This is a genomic window from Vreelandella sp. V005, from assembly GCF_052645115.1.
The window spans coordinates 114,480-128,767 of record NZ_JBQXYA010000006.1 but is presented as its reverse complement, the minus strand read 5'-3'; the positions used below and the strand labels follow the sequence as shown (position 1 = coordinate 128,767).

13 protein-coding genes are annotated in these 14,288 nt (G+C 48.5%); 8 read left to right on the top strand and 5 right to left on the bottom strand.

Features of this window, described 5'->3' with window-relative positions; translation table 11 throughout:
* Window positions 1–217: 217 nt before the first annotated feature.
* Both ACUN8H_RS14245 and ACUN8H_RS14240 read right to left on the bottom strand, forming a co-directional pair.
* Window positions 218–1,264, bottom strand: a complete 1,047-nt coding sequence (locus ACUN8H_RS14245; protein ID WP_445532732.1) for a helix-turn-helix domain-containing protein — start codon at window positions 1,262–1,264, stop codon at window positions 218–220.
* A gap of 1 nt (window position 1,265) precedes the next feature.
* Entirely contained in the window at window positions 1,266–1,403 is a 138-nt protein-coding gene (locus ACUN8H_RS14240) for a hypothetical protein (RefSeq protein ID WP_445532731.1), read from the bottom strand.
* Window positions 1,404–1,615: 212 nt separating this feature from the next.
* Between ACUN8H_RS14240 and ACUN8H_RS14235 the strand changes: the two genes are divergently transcribed.
* A complete protein-coding gene (locus ACUN8H_RS14235; RefSeq protein WP_336274268.1) occupies window positions 1,616–1,927 on the top strand; it encodes a helix-turn-helix domain-containing protein in 312 nt (103 codons plus the stop codon).
* A 19-nt stretch (window positions 1,928–1,946) separates the two neighbouring features.
* The gene (locus tag ACUN8H_RS14230; protein WP_445532730.1) at window positions 1,947–3,245 is read left to right on the top strand and encodes a type II toxin-antitoxin system HipA family toxin; all 1,299 of its coding nucleotides are present in this window, start codon (window positions 1,947–1,949) and stop codon (window positions 3,243–3,245) included.
* Between the two features lie 247 nt (window positions 3,246–3,492).
* On the opposite strand, the gene ACUN8H_RS14225 is transcribed toward ACUN8H_RS14230, so the two are convergent.
* The gene (locus ACUN8H_RS14225) at window positions 3,493–4,215 is read right to left on the bottom strand and encodes a hypothetical protein (protein WP_445532729.1); all 723 of its coding nucleotides are present in this window, start codon (window positions 4,213–4,215) and stop codon (window positions 3,493–3,495) included.
* A 213-nt stretch (window positions 4,216–4,428) separates the two neighbouring features.
* Here ACUN8H_RS14225 and ACUN8H_RS14220 point away from each other — a divergent pair, with 213 nt between their 5' ends.
* The 5 genes from ACUN8H_RS14220 (at window position 4,429) to ACUN8H_RS14200 (ending at window position 11,235) form a co-directional block, all read left to right on the top strand.
* On the top strand, window positions 4,429–6,063 hold the full coding sequence (locus ACUN8H_RS14220) for a MarR family transcriptional regulator (RefSeq protein ID WP_445532728.1): 1,635 nt from the start codon (window positions 4,429–4,431) through the stop codon (window positions 6,061–6,063).
* 82 nt (window positions 6,064–6,145) lie between these two features.
* The gene (locus ACUN8H_RS14215; protein ID WP_445532727.1) at window positions 6,146–6,343 is read left to right on the top strand and encodes a helix-turn-helix transcriptional regulator; all 198 of its coding nucleotides are present in this window, start codon (window positions 6,146–6,148) and stop codon (window positions 6,341–6,343) included.
* Window positions 6,344–6,656: 313 nt separating this feature from the next.
* The gene (locus tag ACUN8H_RS14210) at window positions 6,657–7,310 is read left to right on the top strand and encodes an inovirus Gp2 family protein (protein WP_445532726.1); all 654 of its coding nucleotides are present in this window, start codon (window positions 6,657–6,659) and stop codon (window positions 7,308–7,310) included.
* 350 nt (window positions 7,311–7,660) lie between these two features.
* Window positions 7,661–9,565 (top strand): ATP-dependent nuclease, encoded by a 1,905-nt coding sequence (locus tag ACUN8H_RS14205; RefSeq protein WP_445532725.1) that lies wholly within the window; start codon window positions 7,661–7,663, stop codon window positions 9,563–9,565.
* Between the two features lie 53 nt (window positions 9,566–9,618).
* Entirely contained in the window at window positions 9,619–11,235 is a 1,617-nt protein-coding gene (locus tag ACUN8H_RS14200; RefSeq protein ID WP_445532817.1) for a UvrD-helicase domain-containing protein, read from the top strand.
* A 98-nt stretch (window positions 11,236–11,333) separates the two neighbouring features.
* On the opposite strand, the gene ACUN8H_RS14195 is transcribed toward ACUN8H_RS14200, so the two are convergent.
* Window positions 11,334–12,539, bottom strand: a complete 1,206-nt coding sequence (locus tag ACUN8H_RS14195; protein ID WP_445532724.1) for a helix-turn-helix domain-containing protein — start codon at window positions 12,537–12,539, stop codon at window positions 11,334–11,336.
* 1 nt (window position 12,540) lies between these two features.
* Window positions 12,541–13,230 carry a hypothetical protein gene (locus ACUN8H_RS14190; RefSeq protein ID WP_445532723.1) on the bottom strand — a complete coding sequence of 230 codons (690 nt, stop codon included), beginning with the start codon at window positions 13,228–13,230 and terminating at the stop codon, window positions 12,541–12,543.
* 583 nt (window positions 13,231–13,813) lie between these two features.
* Here ACUN8H_RS14190 and ACUN8H_RS14185 point away from each other — a divergent pair.
* Window positions 13,814–14,224, top strand: coding sequence for a type I restriction enzyme HsdR N-terminal domain-containing protein (locus ACUN8H_RS14185; RefSeq protein ID WP_445532722.1), 411 nt, complete (start codon window positions 13,814–13,816; stop codon window positions 14,222–14,224).
* Window positions 14,225–14,288 lie beyond the last annotated feature (64 nt).

Below are 14,288 nucleotides of genomic sequence, written 5' to 3'. Positions count from 1 at the left end.
TCCGATAGAGCCATAGCGGCAAAATTGCGCCATAGATTACAAACACCCATCTCTATTTTTGGAACGGCAAAATCTCTGCCCGCCGAGATCGATCAGTCCTTGCCGTATCACGCTTGAGCTTAAGAGGCACCACGTTATCCCCAGCATCAGGCTGAATACTTAGGTAACCTGGGCGTAAATTACACAGCATCTCAATCGTCTCTGGCGGCAGGCCAATCTAGTGAACCAGTTCAGTTCGCTCAAAGATGCCGTTGTCTACCAGAAGGTGAGCGCCGCGCATCATCAGCTTGGGTTGCTCGAAAGCCAACGCATCATCACCTGGTTCGCCCTTCGTCCATTTACGCGCCGAGCGCCCTTTCCACAGCCTTAGCTCTAACTGCTCCGTTAGCAGCGATAAGTCTCGGCAACGAACGATCATCGACGCGACCGAGACCTTCCAGCGCGACTTAAGCGAAAGCAGGTTATCCAGCGTTGGCCATATCACCTCTTGCGCAAAGCTCTCGGGTGGCATCAAGAAAGCACTGGCGAAGCGGTGTGCCTGCCCTTCTAACAAGTCATACAACTCTTTTTTAGCGTATTGCGCAGCCGGTATCTTGGAGTGCAGCACCACGTGCCCTAGCTCATGCGCGGCATCAAAGCGGTTACAAATGGCATTGGCTTTGTCTTCAGCGATCAACACGTAGGGTCGGCCATCTAAAACGGAGACGTGAGAAACACCGTCCATTTTGACGTGCCCCAGGGTGGCCCGTGTGCATATGATTCCTGCATTTTCCATGACCTGGATAACATTTGGGATAGGGGCAGAACCTAACTTCCAAGCCTGACGGCACTCTCTGGCGATATCTTCTATTTCTTCATCGCTAATCAATCGGCAGTCGTCGGCCTCCAGCATCGGCACGTTAACGTCTGGCCAATCCATCGCCTCCTGAAAGAAGTCAGAGATTTCTTGTAGCCATGCTAAGTAGAGCTGTGATCTTTCACGTGCCTGTTTATGAACAGAGGCTTGAGAACGGAAAAAATAAGGTCGTTGGCTTTCCTGAATAACCGGAGGAACTGGTTTTAAGAACCACATACGAGAAACGTTAAACACGTGGCAAAGGCGATCAAATGACTCAGCCTCTGGTAGCTGGGAGCCTTTTTCCCAGGCCGACACCGTGCTGGAAGAGCGCCCTACCTGCTCTCCCAATTCCGCGAGGGTCAGATTTTGGGCCATGCGCAGTTGGCTCAACCGCTGACCTTGAAAGCCATCCACCCCTGTTCTCATGTCACTCGTTTCCACCTTCACGTTGATCCAGACTCTCGGCGCGACGCACCCTATCACGCAGGGTCGGATAGGCAATATCTTCTACCTCATCGCCTGCTTCACTGTAGTACTGCCACAGCTGGCCTACATTCATATACAAATGAAACCCTCCCCCAGGGTCACTGTAGGGAACTGCTATGGTTACACCGACAGGACTACTTTGATCACTTCTGATCTTTTTGTTGTGTGTAGTAGCAATAAAGCATTCATTATCAGTTCGGTAGAATATGTCATCTTATAAGTTGCTTTTTAAAAAAATAGCAACTAATGTGTTGCTATAGACTAAAAAGCAACTTATTTGACGACATCACTATGCCGCTACTGGATCAGATCAAAACGCGCCGTGTTGAGCTGGGTTTCAAGCAGAGTGACATGCAGATGCGGGTGGGAATGTCGCGCCAGCAGTATCAGCGGCTTGAAGCCAGTGGTAACCCGCGCCTCAGCACGTTAGAGCTGGTGGCTAAAGGGCTGAATAGCGAGATTATGCTGATCCCCCGTGAGAAGCGCGACGCCGTGTTGGCTCTACTCGCGAGCCATACGGCAGACGCAGCGGCTCCCAGTGAGGAAGATACCAGCGATAGCGTCATCGATAATCCTTGGAAAGGCTTATTAGGGGATGATTAACCGTTTAAAGGCGGGCTAAATGGATCGATTGAGTATTCTGCAGCTCTCTCTGCATGGGAGCGTGGTGGGCCATCTTGCGGGTTACTCCCATGGCAAGAATATCCTGCTGTTCGATGATGAGTTTCGCCACAACCCTGAGCGGCCAACGCTTAGCCTGATTACGCACCCTGACTTCCCTAAATCTGAAACACTCTTAGCGAATGATTGGTCAAGACACCAACGGCTGCATCCCCTGTTATCTAACCTGCTGCCTGAAGGTGCGCTGCGTGAACTGCTAGCGCATAGTTTGAAAACCCATATTGACCATGAGTTCTCTCTTCTAGCATGGCTTGGTCTTGACCTACCCGGCGCCCTTATCGCTCGCCCTCTCACCACAGACAACATCCCGGCAAAAGTACTGGCTCGGTTACCACACGCACGACCTGAAACCATTGAATACCCACCTATACTAACGCCTGGCAATAAATTCTCGTTGGCTGGCGTACAGATGAAATTCTCCATGAAGGAGAAAGATGGCCGTTATAACTTAGTCCATAGCGCCGTAAATGATGGCCATGAGGCGTTGGGTGAGTGGATTATCAAAACGCCCTCCACCCAACATGCTTACGTTCCTTTAAACGAATTTTCGGCAATGCAACTGGCGGCCCTGGCAGGCATCGATATGCCCGAAACTCGCTTGGTTGCGCTTGATGCGTTAGACAATCTGCCTGCTATCCGTTTACCAGAAGAGCCTATGGCGTTTGCTATCAAGCGTTTCGATCGTCAGAGCGGAGTGCACGGCACCGAGCGCGTTCATATGGAAGATTTTGCTCAAGTCTTAGCGAAATATCCCCATGAGAAGTATGGCTCGGCTAACTATGAGCAAATCGGCCGTATTTTGTACCAGTTTTCCGGTGATGCTATTACGGATGCCCAGCAATTTGCCCGACGCCTGCTGGTAAATATTTTGCTAGCCAATGGCGATGCGCACTTAAAAAACTGGAGCCTTTTGTACGCTGACCGCTACACACCACGGTTATCACCCGCTTACGATATTGTGACCACCAGCGTATATCTGGAAAACGAGCGTACTACTGCGCTCAATTTGGCGGGCCAAAAAGCGTGGTATCAAACTTCCATGGCAAACTTTCAGCAATGGGCTAAAAAAGCCGATATTCCTTGGCGCTTAATCAAGCCTCACCTAGATGACACGCTTGATAAAGCGAGCACCCTGTGGCCAAACGCATTGATAGGGTTGCCCATGTATGAGCCTCATAAGCAAGCGCTTCGAGAACATTGGAAGCGCCTACATACTGACTTTCGCCTGCCTAACGGCTAACAATGATCGTTAGCCGCGAGAATTATCACTCAATATTCTGAATCTTAAAATTGATTATCAATATATTTGATATAAAAATCAGTATTTTATTTTATTAAATATACTAAAAATACAAAATAACTACCCACTACACTACCCACTTGGCGGAAGCAGCAACCAACAGAAGCAGCAACCAACAGAAGCAGCAACCAACAGAAGCAACATGCTAAGCGCTTTCAGCCTGTAAGAAGGAGCCTTCGGCATAGCTTCATATTATGTCATCAGGTATATCTTCATTGAGGTATACAAGGCTATTGTATTTTGCTTTTTCTTCCATCCGCCTGCGTAATGTAAGCCCACTATCACCGATATCCGGCTCAAGCTCTAGAAGACGTCTTTCTACTAAATCGAGATACGTTTTATCCAATTCGCTACTCGTAGATGGGTATAAAGTATTCTTTTTGAAAACCTCAAGAGAACAACGTCTATCGATCTCGTCCGCCAAGAAATCCAGCAATTTACTCTCAACACCGGGATATAAAGGCTGTTCTCTTTGCTGGGCATCTTCCCCTGTACCTGAAAATGGTTCCTGTTTTCTAACTTCTTGTCCCTCTATTTTCTTTTGTTCATCTCCGGCACCACTAATGATTTGGCTTAGGGTTTGAACCTGAGATTGTTTACGTTTGTTAGCCAGGGCCTTCAGCTGTTTCATGGAGACTGCAGGCATCTGCAGGGACACCGGGTTGCCATGTTTTTTTCGATATTGACGCGTGTACCACGCACCTTTCATCTGCCTGCTAGCTTCCCGATATTCCGCTTCGTCCGGAAGTGCTTTTAAGCTTTTAGCCATCTCTCGATAACCATGTTCGGCGTGGTGTTTCACTGAAAAAAACAACGCCGAACTAGTTAGAGACTTACGCTTCAAGTGCTCTCCGATCCATTCCAACTGAGCTTGATTGCTCATCTCTATCCAACCAAACGGCGATGTCATCTGCAGCCCCCTAAGCTAAGAGAGTAATTAAAAAGGTGATGAGTAAAACGCGCTCGCCCAACCAGCAGCAGGAGCATTTTTTACCCTGTATACTTACATTGTCACATTACTACGTAAATATACAATGTAGAAATACCATGTATTTTATCCTTTCAAATACAGTACAGGAAATAGGATTTTTATTCCTTTGAATAATTGCGTATATTGCTTGCTATGAACACAAAGCTACTCACTTATCACAACGACAAATTGACGCCCGAAGCGCGTTGGCTGCTGATGAAATGGGCATTGGAAATTGGCCTTGATCAAAGCTACGAAGGTTCTCTTAAAGCTCTCTTTGTGAGCTTAAAAATGACCTACGCGCAGGGCCGCCGGGCTTGGGATTTACTAACCAAAAGACTGGGCGAAAATCATGAGCAGCTTGTTGAGATAGAGCGCCTACCGAGCAAAGGCCGAGGTCGTCCAGCATCCCGCTACCGCTTATCAGCCAAGCTTGTAAAGGCATTACAAAAGAGCCCGTCGGCTTCTGAGCACCATGCTGAAGAAATTGCCTCTCTAGCAAAAACAACTCGATTACCTGTTGCGAAAGATGAAATTGCTTTGCTGTTTGATAGGCGTAGCACCGGATTGCTTTTATCTAATCGCTGGTTGCTGATGGTGTTATTAGCCCATGCTGATTCGCCGGGGATCGTGACTCGCCTTAGCATATCCGCTTTACGTCGTTTGACCGGGATGTCGCGTTATCGCATCACCAGTCAGTTAAAGAAACTAAGCGATTTGGGACTCATTGCTCACCATCAGCCAGGGCAATACTCCCCCCAGGCTGGTACTCGCAAGATCTCCACCTATTTGCTTGATCTTGCGCACCCATTGATGGGGAAAGTAGGTAGAGAATCCATATCCATTTTATCGCCCTCCTCAAGCATCAAATACAAGAGAACGGAGCTAGTGGATGGAATAGTTGATGCAGTGATGGCCGCTGGGGTGTGTAGCAGACAAATCGAAGCACTACTGAAGAAATACGATGCTATTGAGGCTGCTGAGAGTGATACGGCAAAAAGCACTAGTGAGGAAATAACACCAGAGGACGACCCTGCCAGCTTGGCCAAAGCCTACTACAAGACTAAAGATATCATGCAAAGCGCTCTAACATTGTTGCCAAACACTCGTTACCTACAGGGCGGGATCGAAGCGCTACTTCACACCTACAATACCGACAATGCTGACAAACTGCTGGCTAGTGTACATACAGATGCCATGTTAATGCTTTCAACATGTTGGCTCGATTTGCAAGAAGGGCGGATAGGCCCCGACCAGCCTCAAGCCGATATCATCGCAGGAGCTGCGCGTCGTTTAGAACTTACACTTGAAGGCGAAGTGGATAAACCTCCTTCCGATGAAATAGCAGCTGTCACTGAAGAGTATACCCATAGCTCTCGCAATGAGGATGAGGAAAAAAACAGCAAACTTACTACAGCGGACTCACCAGCTAAACAAAGCGCTTATTCACCTTTGGCAATATTGATATATGCCCTGTCCCATCACTTAGCTAAAAAGTTGCAAGGTGCTTTTAGTCCTGATGACGATATCGATTTTGAAGCACTGACATACGTGATGGTTCCTGTTTACGCTGAAAAACCTGACAAACAGCAACTGCTTGCGTATCAGCTACGTGGGTATGGGTTAAAACTTGAAGGTCGTAAGGATAAACAAAAAAATATTTTATACCGGGCCCCTGTCGATGAAGATTTAAAAACATATTGGCAAACGCACCACCAGGATTGCCTTTCAGCCATCAGCGATGAGCCAGATGACTCAGCGACAGACACTGCGGAGCCTGCCGACTAATAGGCCTCAAGTCGCTAGCGCTACTCTCCAATTAAAAAATACTCAGCTTCCTCATGTCATGAACGAATAACAGGAGTTCGTCATGAGCGTGAAACTGATCCGCATCAAAGCCGTCATGGAACGCACAGGGCTGGCTAGATCGACGATCTACAAGTACATCAGCCTTGGGCAGTTTCCACAGCCAATCAAACTGGGCACACGGGCCGTTGCCTGGGTCGAAAGTGAAATCGATACATGGATAAACGACAGCATTAGGCGTAGAGATGAAGACGCTGCTTAAGGTCAAGCTATTTAGCCTTTGCTAATTTAATTGAAGAGTTGATTCTCCACTAGCCGCTACTCGCTGCCGCTAGCTCCCGCCTACATCCGTCGAACTGCCATCAACCTTTGTGACCCTTGTTTAATTATTATTAACGTAATCAAAGAGTAATGGGAGGGGCATCAAGCCCCGCACCTAAGCAGCCAACGAAAGGCTAATCACCAAGACATCATCACCGCATTGAATCCAGCACCCGCTGGAGGATTCGTTGTGCCTGTCATAAACGCCCATTCCTCAGAAGCCATGGGTGATCATTTCTAACAAGGAGCATAAAATGTCATATCCATTCAACTCAAACCTCCATTCAGTCGATGCCCCTGTCTTTAAAGGGCTACGCATCCAAGAGGGCTACCTGCCAATGGCAAGTGAATACCTTCAGGCCCTTTACGACACAATGCATAAAGCCCTGAATGACTACCCACGTGTGCTAGCCGTCCGAATTGATCCCGTCATCCCCACGGGGATAAGCGGCAGAATGACGCTAGAGGATCATAAAGGCCTTATCAAAAGGCTCATCGCCTCCTTGAAGGCCATTATCAAACATGACCGAGAACGGAAACGTCAGCATGGCTGGGTACCCGATACCAAAGTGCGATACGTGTGGAGCCGGGAAATCGGCATTAACGGTAAGCCGCACTACCACTTATTGCTCCTGCTTAACCGTGACGCCTATCACATGCCTGGTAAGGCATGCTCTCCCAATGAAAACCTTATCAGCCGCATCTCACGTGCTTGGTATAGCGCGCTAGGGGTCGCTTGGAACCCTCAAGAGCCCTGGGTGCATGTGCCTGCACATCCGTTCTATTGGATCGACCGGAATGATCCAAATAGCTTTCAGGAGGCGTTCTATCGCGCCTCTTACCTTTGCAAAGCAGATACAAAACAGTACGGGTTAGGTTTACGAGCGTTTGGAACCAGTCGTAACTGAAAGCCTCATCATGATCATTAAGCAAGGCTGCTAAGCAGCTCTTTGCTCGCATGCCCCCACACCGCTAAACTCGGCTCACTATTTTGTGGGGGCTATGTATCAGCCATACCCATAATGAGCCATACCGTTACGATGCAACAGCTGGAATCCTTCTTTTGGGAAGCCGCAAGATTGCTTCTATACGGCAGCTCAACTCAGACTTTAACCGGGTTTTACATGGCTCAGCATCACCATTAGAGTTCTAGAATAAAAATAATATTAAATACAATTTGATGCACTTAAAGAGCCGCTGCGTGAGAGCCCCGCGGCAAATCATTCGCCGAATAAACACAATAGAATCCAAATTTTATATGCAGCTCCAGTCAATTCGTCTATCAAATTTCCAGTCATTTGGAATACAAGCTACAGAGCTCGCACTGGAAGAAATCACTTACCTGATTGGCCCCAACGGCTCAGGTAAGACTGCGGCGCTCCAGGCTTTGTGCCGTCTGTTTGCTTTTGATCCATCTCTGCGCCGAGTCCTGCGGTCTGATTTTCACGTCCCCTTCGATGAGGAGAACGTGCCGGAAGAACGTCAACTCTGGATAGAAGCTGATTTCATATTCCCGGAGCTGGCGGAAGATGAAAACAATAGCACCGTTGCTCCTCACTTTGGCCACATGCGCCTCGACGAAGAAAATGGCATACCGCGTGTGCGTTTTCGTCTTAGTGCTAACATGGGACAGGATGGCGACATTGAAGAAAAATTAGTTTATGTCTTGGATATTGATACAGATGGCACGCCGCTCAGTACAGCGCAAGTGCCCCGGGCTGAACGCAGTCATATCCATGTCCACTACCTGCCAGCCCGCCGTGATCCAGCTGACCACATAGCCTACGGTGCCAATGCACTGCTCGGGCGCATGTTGCGAGCAGTGAACTGGGATGTTGAGCGCGATGCCATAAAGGAGCTCACTGACCAAATCAGCGATAGTCTCGCTTCTAACCCATCGGTTAATGCACTTAATACAAGCTTGAGAGCGGCATGGGGCTCTTTACACAAAGGCAGTATTTTTATCGATCCGAAGATCACCTTTGTTGCCTCTGAGATTGAAGCCTTATTGAGGCATATGTCGGTTTCTTTTTCACCGGGACACGATGAACAATTGGTGGACTTCTCACGCCTGAGCGATGGCCAGAAATCAATGCTCTACCTTTCCCTAGTGCTTTCATCACAAACCATTGGTCGCGCTGTACTGGCTGAAGAAGACACATCATTCAATGTCGACAAATTGCGCCCACCTGTCTTTACGCTGGTCTCAATCGAAGAGCCGGAAAACAGTCTTTCGCCCCATTACCTCGGCCGAATTGTTAATGCTCTCAATGTGATGACTTGCAACGGCGATGCGCAAGCCCTAATTGCTACCCATGCCCCGTCAATGCTACGACGAGTTGCTCCCGAGCGTATTCGGTACCTGCGTCTATCCGAGGGAAGAATTTCGTGTGTTACCCATATTCAGCTACCCAGCTCCGCTGACGGGGCACACAAGTTTGTACGTGAGGCCGTACAGGCCTATCCGGAAGTCTATTTCTCTCGCCTTGTGGTATTGGGAGAAGGCGACAGCGAAGAAATAGTGCTACCTCGACTCCTTAAAGCTAAAGGTGCACCCGTTGACGAGTCGGCCGTCTCGATAGCGCCTTTGGGTGGGCGCCACGTCAACCACTTCTGGCGCCTATTGTCTGCCCTACAGATTCCCTATTTGACGCTGTTGGATCTAGATATCGCCCGCCATCAAGCCGGTTGGGGACGAATCAAGTACGTCAATGATCAGTTGGCAACGCACGAACCAAGTAAAACACTTCCTGCAAACTATGTTATTCCGAAATGGAATGATGAAACTTATAAGGTCCGTAAATACGAAAACTACAGATCTCAGCTAGAACTGCGAGATGTGTATTTCTCGTTTCCCATGGACCTCGATTTTGCGATGCTGCTTGCGTACCCCAACGCCTACGGCGTAGTGAAGGAAGAACCCGATGATGCAACGAAAAAGGCTGTTTTAGGGAAAAGCCATTATGCCGCGAACCAATACACTGAGGATGAACTGAATTTGTTCAGCACTTATCACCGCAGCTTCAAGCTTGGCAGCAAACCAGCAGCGCATATTGATGCTCTCGCCAAGCTAAGTGATGAAGACCTGCTCTCCAGCATGCCTGAGTCTTTCAGACGCTTGGCTGATGCCGTAATCAGCAAGCTAGCTGAGGTACCCGAGTGATAACTGTTGAAGCATGGCGACCTGCTGATGGGCTAGTACTTGAACCCAACGCTATGCGTGCAGCTAGGGAGCAGATGCACTGCCTAGCCCTCACGGCGGGCCCGGGTGCGGGTAAAACCGAAATGCTTGCCCAGCGAGCAGACTTCCTTTTGCGCACAGGCACTTGTCGCTATCCCAAAAGAATTTTGGCTATCTCGTTTAAGGTCGACGCAAGTAGCAATCTGAAAGATCGGGTTAAGCACCGCTGTGGTTCTGAACTGGCATCACGATTTGACAGCTACACTTTCCACGCTTTCGCCAAGCGAATTATCGACCGCTTCAGGCCAGTGCTGACTGGTGAATATGCGCTGGAAGTTGGGTACAAAATTGCTGATCGAAAAACAGGCTTCTCACGCAGCCTGATTGAGTTCTCCGACCTAGTGCCGTTGGCCATTCAAATTTTGCAGAAATCACAAATGGCATGTAACGCTATTCGTCAGACCTATAGCGATGTTTTTCTGGACGAGTTCCAAGATTGCACCAATCTGCAGTACGAATTGCTAAAGCTCGCCTTTCAAGGAACAAGCACTCGCCTGACCGCCGTGGGCGACACTAAACAAAAAATTATGGGATGGGCGGGCGCCCTGGACGGTATCTTCCAGACATTCGTTGCCGATTTCGCGGCGATACCTCTCAACATGTATCGCAATTTTCGTTCGAAGCCTCGTCTGCTGCGCCTGCAAAACGAAATCATCCGTGCGCTTGATCCAGCGTCCGTTATGCCCGATGACCAGCTTGCGGGCGATGAAGGAGAGGTCTTCGCCTGGCACTTCATAGACAGCTTCAATGAAGCAGAGTACCTTGCGGATTTGATTGATGGCTGGATAAAAACAGAACAGCTACCTCCTGCAGAAATTGCGGTTCTCGTCTCCAAACAGCTTGATCTTTACGCCGCCCATCTAATGGTTGCACTGGAGGCCCGTGGTATACCTTTCCGCAATGAGCAACAAATGCAAGACATCACAGTCGAGCCAATCGCGCGCTTGATAGTGGATTATCTTTCTTGCCTCTATGGCCAGCGCGAGCCTAAGGCTTGGATTCGACTAATAAATCTGCTGGTTCCCTTCGCGGAAGAGGACATTCAGTCGAACTCACGCAAGGATCTTTACCTTCTAATCAAGCAACAACGCAAAGAGGTGGCCACTGCTAACTTAATCGCAGTTCCTTTTTCTGGCTTGTGGGAATTAGTTCGTACATTCTTGAAGCAAATCGGTATCGAGACTCTCGTAGCCCTGTCACCAGACTATGAATCCCGTGATCGACTCAACGAGGTAGTCCGGCTTACCAAAGTACGTATTGAGGAGTTACTCAATATGGAAGCCAACGTTCCTAGAGCGCTTGAGCGTTTTTCAGACGATCAGGCGGTACGCATTCTGACCATTCATAAAAGTAAAGGGTTAGAATTCGACTCGGTAATCATTATGGCTATTGAAAATGAAATTTTCTTTGGCAACCGAGATGAAAACCGTTGCGCATATTTTGTTGGTGTGTCGCGAGCCAAGAGGCGACTAGTTCTCACCCACGCTGATCATCGGGAGCGGCCGGTAGGAGCCGGGCGATTGGACGTTAGCCGCTCTCCTCAAAATGAATATCTTGGTTACGCCATGCCATTTGTGAAGCAACAACGATAAGAAAAGTGCTCACTTAATGCCTGACGAACTATTTTTAGAACTCGTCATGATGGATACAATACCAAAGGGAGCCACTATGGAGGCAAATTCTCACTACGCTATTGGCGGAAGGGTAGAACATCCGCTCGTGTAGTTCGATTAGACCTTACAGTGGTGGCCTTAAGCTTGAGAGATACGACATTAGCCTCAGGCTGTACACTCAGATAGCCAGGTCGAAGATTACAAAGCATCTCTATTATCTCTGGCGGCAAGCCAAGCTGGTAGACCAACTCATCGCGTTCAAATATGCCATTATCAATCAATAAATGAGCGCCCCGCATCATGAGCTTGGGCTGCTCAAAACTAAAGGTATCATCGCCTGGCTCACCCTTCGTCCATTTACGTGCAGAGCGCCCTTTCCAAAGTCTTAATTCAAGCTGGTCTGTAAGCAGTAATAGATCACGACAGCGTACGATCATTGATGCCACAGAGACCTTCCAACGAGATTTAAGCGACAGCAGGTTATCTAGCGTTGGCCATACAACCTCCTGCGCAAAGCTCTCCGGAGGCATCAAGAAGGCACTGGCAAATCGGTGTGCCTGCCCTTCTAAAAGGTCGTAGAGCTCATTTTTCGCATATTGCGAAGCCGGAATTTTCGAGTGTAGTACTAGGTGCCCCAGTTCATGCGCTGCGTCAAAGCGGTTACGAATTGCATTCGCTTTGTCTTTAGCGATCAGCACATATGGTCGGCCATCCAAAATAGAGACATGGGAAACGCCATCCATTTTGACATGTCCCAGGATCGTACGTGCACAAATGATCCCGGCATTTTCCATTACTTGGATAACATTTGGAATTGGGGCAGTGCCGAGGTTCCAAGCCTCACGACATTCGCGCGCGATATCTTCTATTTCTTCATCACTAATCAGGCGGCAGTCATCGGCATCAAGCATAGGCACATTGACTTCAGGCCACTCCATCGCATCCTGAAAGAAGTCTGAAATCTCTTGAAGCCATGCCACATGCAGCTGTGACCGCTCACGGGCTTGTTTGTGTGCAGATGCTTGAGATCGGAAAAAATGAGGGCGCTGCTCCCTATGAAAAGCTAGCGGTATTGGCTTGAGAAACCACATACGGGAAACATTAAACACGTGGCAAAGACGATCAAAGGACTCAGCCTCAGGTAGTTGAGTACCTTTTTCCCATGCCGAAATCGTGCTGGAAGAGCGCTCAATCTGCTCCCCCAGCTCCGCGAGGGTCAAATTTTGGGCCATACGAAGCTGGCTCAGCCGCTGGCCTTGAAATCCATCAACCCCTGTTCTCATGTCACTCGCTTCCGCCTTCGTTTTGGTCTCGTTCCTCATCGCGACGCATGCTAGCACGCAGCTTCGGATAAGCAACATCACCGAGACCATCTATTTCATCGTAATACTGTAAAAGCTCATCAGTACTAATTCGCAAGTGAAACCCATTACTTGGGTCACTATAAGGAACGGCTAATACGACTCCCAAGGTGGAGCTGTGATCGCTTTCTGACCATTTAGCCGTATAGGGCAGCAATAAAGCATGTAGAGAGTCATCATTCGGTCCGAGAGGTGGCGTCACTAACTGAAATAAGTCAGGATGCTGATTTTCCAGCCTTTCGTTAATAGCGCTGAACTCTCGCCGGTGTTTAGCCGAGTTTGGCTGTGTCTTGTCTATCGTCATGACACTCGTGGTAATTCGCAGAGAACCAGCACTAATTAGAGCAAAGTGTCCGCCTACTGGTTTAGTAGGGTAGTTGCTAACGTCGAAGCTTTCATCATTCTGCAAACCAAGAAGCGCCTCTTGCACCGTGTAGTGATGTAATTGCGGCCCTGGGCCGGCCAGTGGTACATGCTTGAAGGTTTTAAGATGACTATTGCTATTCTGAAAAGCTACTTCAATGCTTTCAAGCAATTGATTTAGATGATGACGAGGTAGTTGCTGACAGATAAAGCGGCACAGTTCATCTCTGTTCGTTTCTTTTTGGCTCACGAATGTCTCCAAGGCACTTTTTCGGTAAAGCAGATTATAGACCCATTTTTTCCTGTTATCCATGCAGCCGTAGCGGATAACCAATAGGATATAGCTGTACGTACTGCTAGCTTTGATTGATGAAAGGTTCGGCACCTTGGATCATTACCGGTCTTCCCGCAACAGGGCATTGCATTGGGTCATCTATCAATTAAGCACATTAGCGGTTGGCAAGAGCTCAATTTAACCCCACTGCCTGGTACTTCTTGAGGTGCTCAAGTGGGACACCACTAATCAGCATTGATCTTTTCTCTTCGGAACGCGACCATACTGCGACTTATCCATCTGTGGGTACAACAAAACGCGCCAAACTGGCCGTTTCTGGCAGAAGGAAAAGGGATATCGGACTATGAGAAACGATTCGCACTGGATTCTAGTTAGCATTTTCCCATGCGCCCTAGAATGCGCGGATTTCGCGTTAAAAATTATACCTAAGCGGCGACAGAAAAAATAACGGCACTGTTTCTACTTCTACCGATTAAGGTTTCTAATATCTGAAATCCTATTAATAAGATTTCAGGATACAGAGTAGGTTGGCACATAGATGAGCATCAACACAGGTCAAGAATTTAATGAATTCGTGCTTTTTTCTGAGGAAGAAGCCCAGGCACTTGATAACCGTAGTTTTAAACGTGATGTCAGAGGCAAGCCGGTAGTTTTCGTTAATTGCCTCGCTCGTAAAAAAGACGTACAACTGAAGCCGGAGGAGCGTACGCGGCAACTTTGGCTTGCTCGCCTCATCGACCAATATGGCTATTCCGCATCTCGCATTCAGGTGGAATACCCGATCACGTTCGGTCGCGATAGCTCTAAGCGCGCTGATATCGTGGTCTTCGATGCCGATCGCCCGACAGTGCCTTACATCATCATCGAGGTGAAGCAGGGTAAGCTGCGCGATGGCAAAGAACAGCTGCGGTCCTACACCCACGCCACCGGCGCGCCCTTAGCGGTGTGAAGCAACGGCATCCTCGCCGAAGTCTGGCACCGAAAGAATCCCAATTACTTCGTTCCTATCCACT